Raw genomic sequence first — 17412 nt, 5'->3', positions numbered from 1 at the left:
ATCGTGGGCGCACGGAATGCGATGGTGGTCCAGCGGGTTCGCAGAACTGCGAGCTACGCGGAACGAACGGCACAGAGAGCGGATGACACCCATGGGCGAGCTGATCCTGATCCGGCACGGCGAGACGGAGTGGTCGCGGTCCGGGCAGCACACGAGCTACACCGATCTGCCCCTGACCCCCTTCGGGGAACGGCAGGCGCGTGCGCTGGCGCCCCTGCTCGCCGACCGGCGGATCGCGCTCACCCTCGTCAGCCCCGCCGTACGCGCCCGGCGCACCGCCGAGCTCGCCGGACTCGCCGTACCCCGCATCACACCCGAGCTGCGCGAATGGGACTACGGCGGCTACGAAGGGGTGACCACCGACGAGATCCGCCGCACCCGCCCCGAGTGGAACCTCTGGACCGACGGGGTCGCCCCCGGCCCCGAGGCGCACCCCGGCGAGACCCCGGCCGAGGTCGGGGCCCGCGCCGACCGGGTGCTGGCCGAGGCCGCGGAGGCGGCGGGCCGTGATGCGGACGAGGACATCGCGCTCGTCGCCCATTCCCACTTCCTGCGCGTGCTCACCGCCCGCTACCTCGGCCTGACCCCGGCCGAGGGCACGCTGTTCCAGCTCGCCACGGGCGCTGTCTCCCGGCTCGGCACCGAGCACGGGAAGCCGGTCATCACGGCGTGGAATGTGACATTGCCCGAGAGCCTGTTCCCCCGGGCCGTTCCGGAGACCCCGGAACGGGACTGAGCGGGAGCCACGCGGCCCCGTGGCCACGCCGCCCCGCAGAGCGGACCGATGGCCGGCACCCCGGGGCGGGGTACCGGCCATCGGCCTCGACGCGAGCGGAACGTCGGATCAGGAGAGCAACTCCAGCTCCGCGAGCGTGCCTTCACCGGCGAACACCAGGCGGTAGTGGGCGTACGAGCCCGGCCGGCTCACGGAGAACACCCTCGTCTGCTTGTCCCAGGCGAACGACTCGGCCGACCGCTTGTCGAGGTCCTGCCACGTGGTGCCGTCCGACGAGCCCTGGAGGACCCAGCCGGCCGGCGCCCCGGCCGCCTTGTCCGATGTCAGTGTGTACCGGACCGCCTCCGTGGCCGCGGAGACCGGCAGGTCCACCGTGGTGACCTTCGCCGAGGTGGCCGACGTGTTGTCGAACAGGGCGCCGCCGCCCTTCAGCACGTCCGTTTGCGGCGACGCCACCTTGTCGTCCGTGGTGATCGAGGTCGGCGCCGCGTCCTTGCCGGTGCCCCACGACGACGGCTTCGGGCCCATGTCGAAGTCCAGCACACCGCCCTTGGCCAGCAGGTCGTGCGGCAGCGAAGTCGAGCTCCACTTCTTGCCGTTGACCCTCAGGCCCTGCACATAGATGTTCTTCGCGCTGTTCTTCGGCGCCCTGACGACCAGGTCGTGGCCGTTCTCCAGATGGACCGTGGTCTTCTTGAAGAGCGGGGAGCCGATCGCGTACTCGCCACTGCCCATGACCAGCGGGTAGAAGCCGAGCGAGGAGAAGAGGTACCAGGCCGACTGCTCGCCGTTGTCCTCGTCGCCGTGGTAGCCCTGCCCGATGTCGCTGCCCGTGTAGAGCCGGCTCAGGACCTCGCGGACCTTCTCCTGTGCCTTCCAGGGCTGCGAGGCCGCGTCGTACATATATGTGACATGGTGCGCGACCTGGTTGCTGTGGCCGTACTGCCCCATCCGTACGTCACGCGCCTCCGTCATCTCGTGGATGACACCGCCGTACGAACCGACGAACTCGGGGCGGGCCGTCTCCGGAGTGGCGAAGTACGTGTCGAGCTTCTTCGCGAGGCCGTCCCGGCCGCCGTACAGGTTCGCCAGACCGTGGCTGTCCTGCGGGGCCGTGAACGCGTACCCCCAGCCGTTCGTCTCCGTGTAGTCGTAACCCCAGACCCGGGGGTCGTACTTCTCCGACGGGAGCCGCCAGTCGCCCTCGGCGTCCTTGCCCTGGAAGAAGCCGGCCTTGTCGTCGAAGAGCTGGACGTAGTTGCGGGAGCGGTTCAGGAAGTACTCGGACTCCTCCTTGTACCGGGCCTTCTTCGTCTTCTTGTAGAGAGCCCGGCCCATCTGCGCGATGCCGTAGTCGTTGAGGTAGCCCTCCAGCGACCAGGACAGGCCCTCGTGCGTCGAGGTGTCGGCGTAGCCGACGAACGGGGACGTCGCCATGCCCTTGCGGCCGACGCCCGAGGACGGCGGGACCACCGTGGCGTTCTTCAGCGCCGCGTCGTACGCCGCCTCCGCGTCGAACTTCACGCCCTTGACGTAGGCGTCCGCGAACGCGACGTCCGAGGAGGTGCCGGTCATCAGGTCGGAGTAGCCGGGAGACGACCAGCGGGAGATCCAGCCGCCGTCCTTGTACTGCTGGACGAAGCCGTCCACCATCTCGCCGGCCTTGTCCGGAGTGAGGAGGGAGTACGCGGGCCACGTCGTCCGGTAGGTGTCCCAGAAGCCGTTGTTGACGTACACCTTGCCGTCGACGATCTTCGCTCCGGTGTGGGTCGGGGTGTCGGAGCCGACCTGCGGGGAGAAGGGGCTGGCGTACTTGTCCTTGCCGCCGACCTTCTCGAAGCCCGAGTTCGGATACAGGTACAGCCGGTACAGGCTGGAGTAGAGGGTGGTCAGCTGATCGGCCGTGGCACCCTCGACCTCCACCTTGCCCAGGATGTCGTCCCAGGCCCGCTGCGCCCGGTCCTCGACGCGGCCGAAGGAGCGCGAGGCGGGGATCTCGGCGGCGAGGTTCCGCTTCGCCTGGTCGATGCTGATCAGCGAGGTGGCCAGCCGCAGGCCGACCGTGCGGTCCTTGCCGGCGTCGAAGCGGAGGTAGCCCGTGACGTCGTCGCCACCGCCGCCGGACAGCTTGCCGCTCGCGGTGACCGGGGCGTCGAAGACGCCGTACACGAAGAGGCGGGTGGCGCCGGTCGAGCCGCCGCTCTTGACGTCGGAGAAGCCGGTGAAGGAGCTGGTCCCCGGGTCGAGGGTGAGCCCGCCGTCGTTGGAGACGTTGTCGAAGACGATGCTCGCGTCGTCGCCGGGGTAGGTGAACCGCATCCGGGCCGCGTGGTCGGACGGTGTCATCTCGGCCTTGAGGCCGTTGTCGAATGTCACACCGTAGTAGTGCGGCTTCGCCGTCTCGTTCTCGTGGTGGAACGGCAGCGCACGCGCCGTGCGGGAGGCGTCCGGGGTGCCGACGACCGCCGACGGCATCAGCTGGAAGGTCTGCCGGTCGCCCATCCAGGGGCTCGGCTCATGGCTGGCGCTGAAGGCCTGGAGGGTGGGCAGGTTGTCGTCGTTGTTGCCCCGCGCGTAGTCGTACAGCCAGCTCGTGGATCCGGCGTTGGTGACCGGGGTCCAGAAGTTGAAGCCGTTCGGGACCGCGGTGGCGGGGAAGTTGTTGCCCCGGGAGAAACCACCGCTGGAGTTGGTGCCGCGGACCGTCGACGCGTAGTCGGAGAGGTGGGAGCGGAGCTTCTCGGGCGCCTTCGGGGCGATCTCGATGTCGTCGATCCAGCCCTGGAACTTCGCCGTTCCCTTGGGGGAGTCGTACGCCACCAGGATCCGGTCCACGGTCTTGCCCGCCGCGACCGTGCCGATCGTCGACTCGACCTTGTTCCACTGGTTGACGTACAGCCGCTTGGCATCGGCCTGGCCCTGCGGGGTCAGCAGGCCGCCGTTGCTGTCGGTGGCCCGCAGATCGCTCAGATACGTGCCGTCCGTGAACGCCAGGTCCACCGCGACATGCGTCGCCGGGTAGGAGAGGTCGGTCTCGCCCATCTGGGGATAGACCAGATAGGACAGTGAGGTGTCACGGGTGACAGCCGTGTTCACATCGAAGACCTTGTTGTACGAGTACGCCCGGCCGTCCGCCTTGTGCGTACCGGCGTACCGCAGGGCCTTCTTCCCGGTGAAGCCCGCGCCCGCCTTCGCGGTGGGGGAGCCGGAGGGGCCGCGATCGGCCTGGCTGCGCATCTCGGCGGGGGCCGGGACCGAGGTGTCGCCGTCGGAGAACTGGACGTCGGCGAGCTGGGTGGCGTCGGAGGCGCCGTTGTTCTTCGTGATCTGGAGGCGGTAGTGCTGGTATGCCGTGTCAGATGTGAAATCGTACGACTTCGTCTGGAACCGCTCGGCGAAGGTCTGACCGGTCCGGGAGTCGAGGTCCTTCCAGTCCTTGCCGTCGGTGGAGCCCTGCAGGGTCCAGTCCTTCGGGTCGCGCTCGTCGTGGTCATTGGCCGAAGTCAGCGCGTATGTCACGACCTTGACCGGTTCGTCGAGATCGAACTCGGCCCAGCCGGTGGGTTGGAAGGCCAGCCACTTGGTGCCGGGCTCCCCGTCGATCAGGTTCTCCTTCACCTCCCCGCCGCCGGTGTTCTCGCCGCTGGCGCGGACGTCTGTCACCTTGTCGGTGATATTGCCCGGTATTCCTGCGGAGAAGCCGCCATCGACACCCGATGACCGCTTCTTTCCATCGGGACCCTCTTCCACGGTGTTGCGCCAGTCCGGCTGCTTTTCATCCGCTTCGAAGGACGAGCTGAATGTCCGGTCCCCCGAGGGGGTCCGGCCCTTGTCGCGCGTGCCGGCCGACTGTGCGGCGGCTGCGGTGGGGGCGGTCACGACCAGAACCAGTGAAGCCGCGATCAGTGCGGCCGTACGGCTTTGTCTCTTGCGAGAACCATGTCGGGGCTGCATGTCGAGCTATTCCTCCCGGGGAAGTGCACCTGGACAACGTTGTCAGAGAGATGCGCAAGGTCCAGTAGGGAGCCAAGTGCCGGGGTGTGTCAAGGGTGTTGGGTGTGAATGGCAAGCCGAATCGACCGGAATGCGGAAATCGTTACACCCGGACCGGGAGCATGCGGGGGCCATGTATCTGCGAGGTCTCAACTCGGGAAAGACTGCTGCTCAAACTCGCATTCGATCTTGCTCAGTCGGCCGTGAGTGGACTATACCTGTCGGCGTCTGCACAGCCGTTTCGGCGACGCGGGCAAGGGGGACAAGGGGGAACGGCCGAGGACGGCACGACGGGTGCATCCGATGCCTGATCCCCCTGAGCCCCCCACTGCACATGGCTAGCCTGAAATCAGCACTACCCAAGCGCAACTGACCGCGGTGGCGGGGCCCTTCGCCTGAGGCGAATATCGACGGGCGACCGGTACACACCGCCTGAGTCCTGGAGAAGGCGAGGACTTGAGCATGGGATCCACCTCCGCCCACAAGAATGAGGGCCTTGGCCGTCGCGATGTGATCAAGCGATCGGCCGCACTCGGCCTGATCAGCGTTCCGACGATGGGCTTCCTGTCGGCGTGCGCGAGCAGCGACAGCAGCGGCGACAAGAAGGTCGAGAAGGGCAAGGCCACCAAGGCCAACCCGCTCGGCGTCAACGAGACGGCCCCGCTCGAGGTGGTCATCTTCGACGGCGGCTTCGGCCAGCAGTACGCGATCGACGCGGAGAAGAAGTACAACGCGGCGTTCCCGAAGGCCCCGAAGGTCAAGCACGTCGCGACCCAGAAGATCCAGTCGCAGCTGCAGCCCCGCTTCAACGGTGGCACCCCGCCGGACCTGATCGACAACTCCGGCGCCGAGCAGATGGACATGGGTGTCCTGGTCGGCAAGAAGCAGCTGCTCGACCTCACGCCGCTGATGGACGCCCCGTCCATCGACGACCCGAGCAAGAAGGTCCGCGACACGCTGCGCCCCGGTGTCCTGGAGATGGGTCAGTTCGACGGCGACCCGGTCTGGATCATGTACTACGCGTACACCGTGTACGGCGTCTGGTACTCGCAGACCGCGCTCGAGAAGCTCGACGCGCAGTACCCCGAGACCTGGGACGACATGCTCGCCCTCTGCGCGAAGGCGAAGAAGCAGGGCATCGCGGGCTGGACGTACGCCGGTAAGTACCCGTACTACCTGCCGTTCTCGCTCTACCCGTTCATCGCCAAGATCGGTGGCCGGGAGGTTCTCGACAAGATCGACAACCTGGAGCCGAACGCCTGGAAGGACCCCGCGGTCAAGGCGGCGTTCGAGGCGTACTACGAGCTGTACAAGAAGGGGTACATCCTCAAGGGCACCCCCGGTCTGACCCACATCCAGTCGCAGACCGAGTGGACCAAGGGCAAGGCGCTCTTCATCCCGAACGGTTCGTGGGTGGAGAACGAGGCCGCGCCGACCACGCCCAAGGACTTCAAGATGATGGTCGCGCCGCCGTCCGGCCTGGACGCGTCCGACAAGCTGCCGTTCGGCACCATCTGGGCCTCCGGCGGCGAGCCCTTCATCGTCCCGGCCAACGCGAAGAACCCCGAGGGCGGCATGGAGCAGCTGCGCATCATGCTCTCCGAGGAGTCCTCGAAGAACTTCACCAAGCAGGTCAAGTCCCTCAGTGCCTTCAACGGCGGCACCGACGGTCTGACCCTGTCGACCGCCATGCAGTCCGGCGTCGACTCGCTGAAGAAGGCCGGCGACAACGTGGTGAACCCGCGTCTGCAGGACTGGTACGTGAAGCTCCAGAAGGAGCAGATCGGTGTCGCCGGTATCGGCGAGATGATGGCCGGCCGCGCGACCCCGGCGGAAGCCATCAAGAAGATCCAGGCCTTCGCCGACGCGGCGGCCAAGGACCAGTCCATCAAGCACTACAAGCACCAGTGAGCAACCGTCACCAGCGGCGGCACCCGCGGAAAGATCGGGGTCGGTAAACGATGCAGCACGGCAAGTACCGTTTCATCGTGGGATTCTTGGTAGTCCCACTCGCGCTGTACGCGGTCTTCGTCATTTGGCCGTTCATCCAGTCCATCTACTACTCGTTCACGGACTGGACCGGCCTGAGCCCGGACTTCAAGATGGTCGGGTTCAGCAACTACACGAGGATGCTGAAGGACGACATCTTCTGGAAGTCGTTGCAGCACAGCGTGTTGCTTGTGCTGCTGCTGCCGTTGGTGACGCTGGGCCTGGCGCTCTTCTTCGCCTTCATGCTCAATGTCGGGGGCCGGCGGCGCAAGAACGCCGCGGTCTCCGGCGTGCGCGGCTCGGGTTTCTACAAGATCGCCTATTTCTTCCCGCAGGTGCTCTCGATCGTCATCGTGGCCCTGCTCTTCCAGTTCGCGTTCAACCCCACCAGCGGGATGCTGAATTCGACACTGAAGACGATCGGTCTGGGTTCCATTCAGCCGGACTGGCTGGGCGACCCGAGTCTCGCGCTGGTCTGCGTCATGTCGGTGCTGGTCTGGTCGACGGTCGGATTCTTCGTCGTCCTGTTCTCGGCCGGAATGGCGTCCATCCCGAAGGACTTCTACGAGGCGGCGCTCCTCGACGGCGCCAACCGCTTCACCACGTTCTTCCGGATCACCCTTCCGCTGCTCTGGGACACGGTGCAGTCGGGCTGGGTCTACATGGGGATCCTGGCCCTCGGCGTCGAGGCGTTCACCGCCGTGCAGGTCATGACCGTGGGCCCCGGTGGTCCCGACTACTCCACCACGGTCCTGCCGCTGTACGTGTACCAGACGGCCTTCCGCGACGGGCAGGCCGGCTACGCGACGACGATCGGTGTCGGACTGCTCATCGTCACCTTGGCCTTCGCCGCCATCGTGATGCGACTGGGCCGGCGCGATCGGCTGGAGTTCTGATGCTGCGATTCCCGGGAGACGATCCCCGGACCCCCAGCAGGCACCACAGGTCGGCCTCCGTGTCCGGCTCGACAGTACGAGGTGAGTACACGTGAAGACGACTGACACCCCTCCTGCGGCCCCGGCCGCGGACCCGGCCCCGGTGGCCAAGGCGCCCGCACCGGCCGCCAAGGAGAAGAGCAGTGAGGGCCAGGTCCTCAACGTCTTCTCGCACGGTGTGCTGATCATCTGGGCGATCCTGGTCGTCATGCCGCTGCTGTGGGCGGTGATGGCGTCCTTCAAGACGGACGACTCGATCCTGTCGACGCCGTGGGCGCTGCCCGACAAGCTGCACTTCGAGAACTGGTCGCGCGCCTGGAGCCAGGCGCACATGAGCGACTACTTCTTCAACACCGTCGTGGTGGTGGGCTGTTCGCTCGTCGGCACCCTGCTGCTGGGGTCGATGGCGGCGTACGTACTGGCGCGGTTCGACTTTCCCGGCAACCGCTTCATCTACTACCTGTTCATCGGCGGGATGAGCTTCCCGATCATCCTGGCGCTGGTCCCGCTGTTCTTCGTCATGAACAACATGGGACTGCTGAACACGCGGCACGGACTGATCCTGGTCTACATCGCGTACTCGCTGCCGTTCACCGTCTTCTTCCTCACCTCGTTCTTCCGGACGCTGCCGAGCTCGGTGGCGGAAGCGGCGATGCTCGACGGGGCCTCGCACACCCGGACGTTCTTCCAGGTGATGCTGCCGATGGCGAAGCCCGGCCTGATCAGCGTCGGTATCTTCAACTTCCTGGGGCAGTGGAACCAGTACATGCTGCCAACGGTGCTCAACACCGACCCGAAGTACCGGGTGCTCTCCCAGGGCCTGGTCGAACTGGCCACCAGCCAGGGGTACAAGGGTGACTGGTCCGGTCTCTTCGCCGGTCTGGTGATGGCGATGCTGCCGGTCCTCGCGGCCTACATCATCTTCCAGCGCCAGGTCGTCGCCGGGCTCACCGCGGGTGCGGTGAAGTAGCGGCCCGCACCGTCCCCCTACCCACGAACCGCCCGCCGGCCATGAGCCGGCGGGCGGTTCGCGTGTACGGGACGGCCGTCCCAGGTGCTCATCCGAGGCTTCGGTCGCTCAAGGTCTTGACGGGGAGTACCGCAAAACGCTCAGCTTAGAGTTCACATGTTAGAGAAAACGGCAGGAGTGAGAGAGTCGATGGAGACTCCGGGGTCGCAGACATCTCTGCATCGCGCCAACCTTGAGCGGGTCGTGCGCGCGGTACGCATGGCCGGTTCGCTCACCCAGGCGGAGATCGCACGGAGCACCGGCCTGTCAGCGGCCACCGTCTCCAATATCGTTCGTGAATTGAAGGGCGGCGGCACGGTCGAGGTCACCCCCACCTCGGCGGGCGGCCGCCGGGCCCGCAGCGTCTCGCTCAGCGGCGACGCGGGCATCGTGATCGGGGTCGACTTCGGTCATACGCATCTGCGGGTGGCGGTCGGCAACCTCGCCCACCAGGTGCTGGCCGAGGAGGCCGAGCCGCTGGACGTCGACGCCTCCTCCGCGCAGGGGTTCGGGCGGGCGGAGCAGCTGGTCAGGCGGCTGATCGAGACGACCGGGATCAGTCCGGACAAGGTGATCGGGGTGGGCCTCGGTGTTCCCGGCCCGATCGACGTGGAGTCCGGGACGCTGGGCTCCACGTCGATCCTGCCGGGCTGGACGGGCATCAACCCCAGCAAGGAGCTCGCCGGCCGGCTCGGTGTGCCGGTGTACGTCGACAACGACGCCAACCTCGGCGCGCTCGGCGAGCTGGTCTGGGGGAGCGGCCGGGGGGTCAAGGACCTCGCCTACATCAAGGTCGCCAGCGGTGTCGGCGCCGGCCTGGTGATCGACGGGCGCATCTACCGGGGGCCGGGCGGCACGGCCGGCGAGATCGGGCACATCACGCTCGACGAATCGGGCCCGGTGTGCCGCTGCGGCAACCGCGGGTGCCTGGAGACCTTCACGGCCGCCCGGTACGTGCTGCCGCTGCTCCAGCCCAGCCACGGGTCCGATCTCACCATGGAGCGGGTGGTCCAGCTGGCCCGCGACGGCGATCCGGGCTGCCGCCGGGTGATCGGGGACGTCGGGCGGCACATCGGCAGCGGGGTCGCCAATCTCTGCAATCTGCTCAACCCCAGCCGCGTGATCCTCGGCGGATCGCTCGCCGAGGCGGGCGAGTTGGTGCTCTCACCGATCCGTGACTCGGTCTCCCGCTACGCCATTCCGAGCGCCGCCCGGCAGCTCTCGGTGCTGCCCGGGGCGCTGGGCGGCCGGGCCGAAGTGCTGGGCGCACTGGCCCTCGTGCTCAGCGAGATGGGGGATTCAACCCTTTTGGAAAGCACCTTGCCGAAAGCCACTCCTGCCTTCACTTAGATAACGGATGGCACCGTTGTCATCTCGTTAAGGATTTACTCCTTGACGCTGGCGTCGCGGCCGAGTTGACTTCCAGCCACCTCGGCCGCGACGTCGCGGCCTCGTCAGGGAGGCAACCCGTAATGAACGCAACGACGCGACGCATCGTCATAGGCACGGCCGCACTCTCCATGGCCGTCTCCCTCGCGGCGTGTGGCAAGGCCGGCGACGACAAGGACTCCGGCAGCGGCGGCGACAGCAAGACCATCGGCCTGCTCCTTCCGGAGAACAAGACCACGCGCTACGAGACCTTCGACCGCCCCATCATGGAGGCGAAGATCAAGGCGCTGTGCTCCGACTGCGACGTCAAGTACAACAACGCCGCGCAGGACAGCGAGACCCAGAAGAAGCAGTTCGACGCGCTCGTCACGCAGGGCGTGAAGGTCATCATCCTGGACACCGTCGACTACAAGGCCGCGAAGTCCTGGGTCCAGCAGGCCGCGAAGAAGGACGTCAAGGTCGTCGCGTACGACCGTCTGGCCGAGGGCCCGATCTCCGCCTACGTCTCGTACGACAACGAGAAGATCGGCCAGCTCCAGGGCGAGGCGCTGGTCAAGGCGCTCGGCGCCAAGGCCAAGGACAGCAACGTTGTCATGATCAACGGCTCGCCGACCGACCCGAACGCCCCCTTCTTCAAGAGGGGCGCGCACAGCGTCCTCGACAAGCAGGTCAAGAAGGTCGTCTACGAGCAGGACATCCCGGACTGGTCGGCCGACGAGGCCAACAAGAAGATGGGAGCGGCCATCGACTCCCTGGGCAAGGACGGCTTCCAGGGCGTCTACTCCGCCAACGACGGCATGGCCGGCGGCATCATCACGGCCCTGAAGAAGCAGGGTGTGAAGATCCCGGTCGGCGGTCAGGACTCCGAGCTCGCCGGTCTGCAGCGCATCCTCACGGGCGAGCAGGCCTTCTCGATCTACAAGCAGATCAAGCCGGAGGCCGAGACCACTGCCGAGATCGCTGTCAGGCTGCTCAAGGGCGAGAAGATCGACGACCTGGCCCCGGTCAAGGTCGACAGCATCTCCGGCGAGTTCAAGGGCACCCCGTCGAAGCTCTACGACGCCTCGGTCGTGACCAAGGACAACATCGCGTCCACGATCGTCGCGGACAAGGTCTACAAGGTCGAGGACATCTGCACCGCCCAGTACAAGGCGGCCTGCGACGCCGCCGGCATCAAGTAGTCACCCGCCGGCAGGCGTCCCCCCGGTCCGGTCCGGCACCCGCCCCGTCACATGCCCCGCAGCAGGGGCGGGCGCCGGACTTCTCACCGGTTCCGGACTTCTCACGGACCCCGGACCCCCGGTTCCGCACCTCGGCGCGCGGTCGTCCCCGGGCGACGGCGTTTCGAGGGCCCCCGGTCGCCCCGGTGGTCCGGCGACCGGCTCCGCCCCTGTGCTCAGCAGTACCATCCCCGCCGGTCAGGCGGCGAAGGAGATGATTCACGTGTCCGCTACGCCCGTGCTGGCGTTGCGCGGAATCTCCAAGCGGTTCGGCGCCGTCCAGGCGCTCACCGATGTAGACCTGGAGATTCGCTCCGGCGAAGTGGTCGCCCTGGTCGGCGACAACGGCGCCGGCAAGTCGACCCTCGTCAAGACCATTTCGGGTGTCCACCCGATCGACGAAGGCGCCATCGAGTGGGAGGGCGAAGCGGTCCGCATCAACCGGCCGAACGACGCCCAGGAGCTCGGGGTCGCCACCGTCTACCAGGACTTGGCGCTCTGCGACAACCTCGATGTCGTCGCCAACCTCTTCCTCGGCAGCGAACTGCGCAAGGCCTCCGTCCTCGACGAGATCGGGATGGAGAAGCGCGCCAAGGAACTGCTCGACACGCTGTCCATCCGGATACCCAGCGTCCGTATCCCGGTCGCCTCGCTCTCCGGCGGCCAGCGCCAGGTCGTGGCCATCGCCCGCGCCCTGATCGGTGACCCCAAGGTCGTCATCCTCGACGAGCCGACCGCCGCCCTCGGCGTCGAGCAGACCGCCCAGGTCCTCGACCTCGTCGAGCGGCTGCGCGAGCGCGGCCACGGCGTCATCCTCATCAGCCACAACATGGCCGACGTGCGCGCCGTCGCCGACAAGGTGGCGGTGCTGCGGCTGGGCCGCAACAACGGAGTCTTCGACGTGGCGACCACGTCCCACGAGGAGATCATCTCCGCGATCACCGGTGCCACGGACAACGCCGTCACGCGCCGCCAGGCCCGTTCAGCCACGAAGGAGGACGCGAAGTGAGCGACCTCGCCAAGACCCCCGAGACCGCCGCCGGCAAGCCTGCCGCGGCGACACCTGCGGCCGAGCCGTCGGCGGCCCCCGTCCCCGCGGTGGACCCGCGCCTGCTCGTCCGCGAGGAGGGCTTCAAGGGCTACTGGTCCGAGTTCACCCGCAAGGTGCGCGGCGGCGAGCTCGGCTCACTGCCGGTCCTCGTCGGCCTGATCGTCATCGCGATCGTCTTCCAGCTCCAGAACAGCAACTTCCTCTCCGCCAGCTCCATCGCCAACGTCGCCGTCTACAGCTCCGGCCTCGGCATCATGGCGGTCGGCATCGTCTTCGTGCTGCTGCTCGGCGAGATCGACCTGTCCGTCGGCTCGGTCGCCGGTGTCGGCGCGGCCGTCTGGGCCGTGCTCAACGTCAACCACGGCTGGAACGACTGGTCGGCGGTCCTCGTCGCGGTGCTCTCCGGCATGGTGCTCGGCGCGCTGCACGGCTTCTTCTTCGCCAAGATCGGGGTGCCGGCCTTCGTCGTCACCCTGGCCGGTTTCCTCGGCTGGAGCGGTCTGCAGGAGTGGATGATGGGCGGTGAGGGCTCGATCAACACGCCGTCCGGCAGCATCGTCGAGAACCTCACCAACTACTTCTTCGAGGACAAGGCCGTCGCGTACGGTGTCGCCCTGGTCGCCGTCCTCGCCTACGCCGGGTCGCTCCTGATGGACAGCCGGCGTCGCGGGGCCGCGGGCCTGCCGGCCCGTCCCACCACCGAGGTCCTGCTCCGCACGGGCGTCGTCGCGATCCTGTGCTTCGCCGTCGCGTACGTCCTGAACGAGCCCTCCGGCGCCCGTGGTCTGCCGCTGGCCCTGGTGCTCTTCCTCGCCGTGCTGGTCGTCGCGGACTTCGTGGCCCGCCGGACCACCTTCGGCCGCCAGGTCTTCGCGGTGGGCGGCAACGCGGAGGCCGCGCGCCGCGCCGGTATCAACGTCGACCGGATCCGGATCACCGTCTTCGCGCTCTCCGGAATGCTGGGCGCCTTCGGCGGACTCTTCATTGCCAGCCTCTCCGGCGGCGCCACCAAGAGCGTCGGCGGCGGAAACACTCTGATGCTGGTCATCGCGGCCGCCGTCATCGGCGGCACCAGCCTCTTCGGCGGCCGGGGCAAGGTCTGGTCCGCGCTGCTCGGCATGATCGTGATCCAGTCGATCCAGCAGGGCCTGAACATGATCGGCATGGCCAACGCCATCCAGTACATGATCACCGGCGCGGTGCTGCTGGCCGCCGTGGTCATCGACTCGGTCTCCCGCCGCACCCAGAAGACCGCGGGACGCGCGTAAATACCACGCCGCACGGTCCGGTGCCCGGTGCCCCGAAGCGGGCACCGGGCACTTCCGGGTGCCGGGCACGGGGTGGGACAGCCCACTCCATGCCCGATGCCCACGCGGCCGGACGGAACATTAGACTCATCGGATCGGCATGCTCGACCAGCTCAAGACGCAAGGAGGCACGGGTGGCCCTGCTGACCCGCATCGGTGGACCGCGTGACCTGGACCGGCTCACTCCCGAGCAGCTGGAACAGCTCGCCGAAGAGATCCGGACCTTCCTGGTCGACGCCGTATCGAAGACCGGCGGCCACCTCGGCCCCAACCTGGGCGTGGTCGAGTTGACCATCGCCCTGCACCGGGTCTTCGACTCGCCGAAGGACAAGGTGCTGTTCGACACCGGTCACCAGAGCTATGTGCACAAGCTCCTCACCGGCCGCCAGGACTTCTCGAGGCTCAAGAGCAAGGGCGGCCTCTCCGGCTACCCCTCCCGTGCCGAGTCCGAGCACGACATCATCGAGAACTCGCACGCCTCCACGGTGCTCGGCTGGGCCGACGGCCTCGCCAAGGCCAACGAGGTGCTGGGCAAGGACGACCATGTCGTCGCGGTCATCGGTGACGGCGCCCTCACCGGCGGCATGGCCTGGGAGGCGCTGAACAATATCGCCGCCGCCAAGGACCGCCCGCTCGTCATCGTCGTCAACGACAACGAGCGCTCCTACGCGCCGACCATCGGCGGCCTCGCCAACCACCTCGCGACGCTGCGCACCACCGACGGCTACGAGCGTTTCCTGGCCCGCGGCAAGGACATCCTGGAGCGCACCCCCGTCGTCGGGAGGCCGCTGTACGAGACGCTGCACGGGGCCAAGAAGGGGCTGAAGGACTTCATCGCCCCGCAGGGCATGTTCGAGGACCTCGGCCTGAAGTACGTCGGCCCGATCGACGGCCACGACATGGAGGCCCTGGAGTCGGCGCTCCAGCGCGCCAAGCGCTTCGGCGGACCCGTCATCGTGCACTGTCTCACCGAGAAGGGCCGCGGCTACACCCCCGCCCTGCTCGACGAGGCCGACCGCTTCCACGCCGTCGGCAAGATCCACCCCGACACCGGCCTTCCGGTCGCCACCTCGGGTCTCGACTGGACCTCCGTCTTCGGCGAGGAGATGGTCAAGCTCGGCAAGGAGCGCGAGGACATCGTCGCGATCACCGCGGCCATGCTCCAGCCGGTCGGCCTGACCAAGTTCGAGAAGGCGTTCCCGGACCGGATCTACGACGTCGGCATCGCCGAGCAGCACGGCGCGGTCTCCGCGGCCGGCCTCGCCACCGGCGGACTGCACCCCGTCTTCGCGGTGTACGCCACCTTCCTCAACCGCGCCTTCGACCAGGTCCTGATGGATGTCGCACTGCACAAGTGCGGTGTGACCTTCGTCCTGGACCGGGCCGGAGTCACCGGCACCGACGGCGCCTCGCACAACGGCATGTGGGACATGTCGATCCTGCAGTGCGTGCCCACGCTCCGGATCGCCGCCCCGCGCGACGCCGATCAGGTCCGCGCCCAGCTCCGCGAGGCCGTCGAGGTCGACGACGCACCGACCGTGGTCCGCTTCTCCAAGGGCGCGGTCGGCCCGGCGGTCAAGGCCCTCGGCCGGGTCGGCGGCATGGACGTGCTGCGCGAGCCCGGCACCACCCGGCCGGACGTCCTCCTGGTCTCCGTCGGTGCGCTCGCCCCGATGTGCCTGGAGATCGCCGAACTGCTGGAGGCCCAGGGCATCTCGACGACCGTCGTCGACCCGCGCTGGGTCAAGCCGGTCGACGAGGCCATGGCCCCGCTCGCCGAGCAGCACCGGGTCGTCGTCACCGTCGAGGACAACAGCCGGGCCGGCGGCGTCGGCTCCGCAGTCTCCCAGACACTGCGCGACGCCGGGGTCGACGTACCACTGCGTGACTTCGGAATCCCGCCGCGCTTCCTCGACCACGCCTCCCGCAAGGAGGTCATGGCCGAGATCGGGCTGACCGCGCCGGACATCGCCCGCCAGGTCACCGGCCTCGTGGCCAAGCTGGACGGCCGCTTCGGGAGCGGCGCCGACACCCGCTCCGTGATCGAGCCCGCCCGGGACTGACCTGGGACTTCGCGTTCGGATCAGGCCCAAGGGTCCGCCGCGGCGGACGGCGATACGGCCGATGGGCCGGTCGGGTCACCCTGTACGGGTGGTCCGACCGGCCCATTCGCGTGAAATCGCCTGGTGCGGGGGCCTGCGCTGCCGGTGCGGTCCCAATCATGGCGTACACGACGAGTGCGTGGAGGTACGCCGGTGACCGCCCAGCAGGACACACCACCCAGCAGTGACGGACTGTTCAGGACCAAGACGGTCGAGCAGTCCATCCGCGACACCGAGGAGCCGGAGCACGCTCTCAGGAAGTCCCTCTCCGCCCTGGACCTCACGGTCTTCGGAGTGGGCGTCATCATCGGCACCGGCATCTTCGTCCTCACCGGCAAGGTGGCCAAGGAGACGGCGGGTCCCGCCACCGCCCTCGCCTTCGTGGCCGCGGCCATCGTCTGCGCGCTGGCGGCGCTCTGCTACGCCGAGTTCGCCTCCACCGTCCCGGTCGCCGGCTCCGCCTACACGTTCTCGTACGCCTCGCTCGGCGAACTGGTCGCCTGGATCATCGGCTGGGACCTGGTGCTGGAATTCGCGCTGGGCACGGCGGTGGTGGCGGTCGGCTGGTCCGGCTACGTCCGCTCGCTGCTGGACAACTTCGGCTGGCACATGCCCGATGCGCTCTCCGGAACGGATGTGGCGAAAGGATTCGGCTTCGACATCCTGGCCTTCGCCCTGGTGCTCGTCCTGACCGTGGTGCTGGTGCTCGGCATGAAGCTGTCCGCCCGGGTCACGACCGTCGTGGTCGCCATCAAGGTCGCGGTGGTCCTGATCGTGATCATCGCCGGACTGTTCTTCGTGAAGGCCGCCAACTACTCGCCGTTCATCCCCGAGGCACAGCCGCAGACCTCGGGTTCCGGACTGACCGCACCGCTGGTCCAGCTGATGTTCGGTTACGCGCCCACCAACTTCGGCGTCATGGGCATCTTCACCGCCGCCTCCGTCGTCTTCTTCGCCTTCATCGGTTTCGACGTGGTGGCCACCGCCGCCGAGGAGACGAAGCTTCCGCAACGTGACATGCCACGTGGCATCCTCGCCTCGCTCTTCATCTGCACCGTGCTCTATGTCGCCGTATCGCTGGTGGTCACGGGTATGGAGCACTACACCGAGCTGTCGGTGGAGGCCCCGCTGGCCGATGCCTTCAAGGCCGTCGGCCATCCCGTGTACGCCGGACTCATCAGCTTCGGAGCCGCGATCGGCCTCACCACCGTCTGCCTGATCCTGCTGCTGGGACAGACCCGGGTCTTCTTCGCGATGAGCCGTGACGGACTGCTCCCGCGGTTCTTCTCCAAGACGCACCCGAAGTTCGGCACCCCGTACCGCCCGACCATCCTGCTCGGCGTGATCATCGCGATCGTCGCCGGCTTCACCAGCATCAACGAACTGGCGACGCTGGTGAACATCGGCACACTCTTCGCGTTCGTCGTGGTAGCCCTGGGCGTGATGGTGCTGCGCCGCACCCGCCCCGATCTCAACCGGGCCTTCCGCACCCCGTGGGTACCGCTGCTCCCGATCCTCTCGGTGGCCGCGTCGGTGTGGCTGATGCTCAATCTTCCGGCGGAGACCTGGCTGCGTTTCGCCATCTGGATGGCCATCGGCGTGATCATCTACTTCGCTTACGGGCGTGGGCACAGCAGGATCAACCAGCAGGTATCCGACCGGTGAACGCTCGTCCGGCATG

General features: G+C 67.6%; 11 protein-coding genes. 10 read left to right on the top strand and 1 reads right to left on the bottom strand.

What is annotated here, in order from left to right; all coding sequences use genetic code 11:
- Nucleotides 1-91 precede the first annotated feature (91 nt).
- Nucleotides 92-736, top strand: coding sequence for a histidine phosphatase family protein (locus ACFVX4_RS21000; RefSeq protein WP_389979369.1), 645 nt, complete (start codon nt 92-94; stop codon nt 734-736).
- Between the two features lie 108 nt (nt 737-844).
- Here ACFVX4_RS21000 and ACFVX4_RS20995 read toward each other — a convergent pair whose 3' ends face one another.
- The gene (locus ACFVX4_RS20995) at nt 845-4690 is read right to left on the bottom strand and encodes a GH92 family glycosyl hydrolase (protein WP_389979366.1); all 3846 of its coding nucleotides are present in this window, start codon (nt 4688-4690) and stop codon (nt 845-847) included.
- 501 nt (nt 4691-5191) lie between these two features.
- Here ACFVX4_RS20995 and ngcE point away from each other — a divergent pair.
- The 9 genes from ngcE to ACFVX4_RS20950 all read left to right on the top strand — a co-directional run bounded on the left by ngcE (nt 5192) and on the right by ACFVX4_RS20950 (nt 17396).
- Entirely contained in the window at nt 5192-6640 is a 1449-nt protein-coding gene (ngcE, locus tag ACFVX4_RS20990) for an N-acetylglucosamine/diacetylchitobiose ABC transporter substrate-binding protein (protein ID WP_389979363.1), read from the top strand.
- A 50-nt stretch (nt 6641-6690) separates the two neighbouring features.
- Nucleotides 6691-7614: a carbohydrate ABC transporter permease gene (locus tag ACFVX4_RS20985; protein WP_266428262.1), complete on the top strand. Its 924-nt coding sequence runs from the start codon at nt 6691-6693 to the stop codon at nt 7612-7614.
- Between the two features lie 91 nt (nt 7615-7705).
- The gene (locus ACFVX4_RS20980) at nt 7706-8623 is read left to right on the top strand and encodes a carbohydrate ABC transporter permease (protein WP_266428265.1); all 918 of its coding nucleotides are present in this window, start codon (nt 7706-7708) and stop codon (nt 8621-8623) included.
- A 189-nt stretch (nt 8624-8812) separates the two neighbouring features.
- Complete coding sequence (locus ACFVX4_RS20975) at nt 8813-10012, top strand: ROK family transcriptional regulator (protein WP_389979359.1); 1200 nt, start codon at nt 8813-8815, stop codon at nt 10010-10012.
- Between the two features lie 122 nt (nt 10013-10134).
- The gene (locus ACFVX4_RS20970; RefSeq protein ID WP_389979356.1) at nt 10135-11232 is read left to right on the top strand and encodes a substrate-binding domain-containing protein; all 1098 of its coding nucleotides are present in this window, start codon (nt 10135-10137) and stop codon (nt 11230-11232) included.
- Nucleotides 11233-11485: 253 nt separating this feature from the next.
- Nucleotides 11486-12280: an ATP-binding cassette domain-containing protein gene (locus ACFVX4_RS20965; RefSeq protein ID WP_385328145.1), complete on the top strand. Its 795-nt coding sequence runs from the start codon at nt 11486-11488 to the stop codon at nt 12278-12280.
- Nucleotides 12277-13590, top strand: coding sequence for a sugar ABC transporter permease (locus tag ACFVX4_RS20960; RefSeq protein WP_389979352.1), 1314 nt, complete (start codon nt 12277-12279; stop codon nt 13588-13590). The genes ACFVX4_RS20965 and ACFVX4_RS20960 overlap by 4 nt, the downstream gene beginning before the upstream one ends.
- A 173-nt stretch (nt 13591-13763) precedes the next feature.
- Nucleotides 13764-15692: a 1-deoxy-D-xylulose-5-phosphate synthase gene (dxs, locus tag ACFVX4_RS20955; protein WP_389979349.1), complete on the top strand. Its 1929-nt coding sequence runs from the start codon at nt 13764-13766 to the stop codon at nt 15690-15692.
- A gap of 192 nt (nt 15693-15884) precedes the next feature.
- A complete protein-coding gene (locus ACFVX4_RS20950) occupies nt 15885-17396 on the top strand; it encodes an amino acid permease (protein ID WP_389979346.1) in 1512 nt (503 codons plus the stop codon).
- Nucleotides 17397-17412 lie beyond the last annotated feature (16 nt).

It is taken from the genome of Streptomyces sp. NPDC058240, from assembly GCF_042882135.1.
In the GTDB taxonomy this organism is placed as follows: Bacteria; Actinomycetota; Actinomycetes; order Streptomycetales; family Streptomycetaceae; genus Streptomyces.
The sequence above is the reverse complement of the archived record's forward strand: the minus strand, read 5'-3'. Positions and strand labels throughout refer to the sequence as shown.

Excerpts from the sequence above, each read along its gene's own strand:
- ACFVX4_RS20970 (WP_389979356.1), top strand. The coding sequence starts at position 10,135 with ATGAACGCAACGACGCGACGCATCGTCATAGGCACGGCCGCACTCTCC.
- ACFVX4_RS21000 (WP_389979369.1), top strand. The coding sequence starts at position 92 with ATGGGCGAGCTGATCCTGATCCGGCACGGCGAGACGGAGTGGTCGCGG.
- ACFVX4_RS20995 (WP_389979366.1), bottom strand. The coding sequence starts at position 4,690 with ATGCAGCCCCGACATGGTTCTCGCAAGAGACAAAGCCGTACGGCCGCA.
- ACFVX4_RS20985 (WP_266428262.1), top strand. The coding sequence starts at position 6,691 with ATGCAGCACGGCAAGTACCGTTTCATCGTGGGATTCTTGGTAGTCCCA.
- ACFVX4_RS20975 (WP_389979359.1), top strand. The coding sequence starts at position 8,813 with ATGGAGACTCCGGGGTCGCAGACATCTCTGCATCGCGCCAACCTTGAG.
- ngcE (WP_389979363.1), top strand. The coding sequence starts at position 5,192 with ATGGGATCCACCTCCGCCCACAAGAATGAGGGCCTTGGCCGTCGCGAT.
- ACFVX4_RS20965 (WP_385328145.1), top strand. The coding sequence starts at position 11,486 with ATGATTCACGTGTCCGCTACGCCCGTGCTGGCGTTGCGCGGAATCTCC.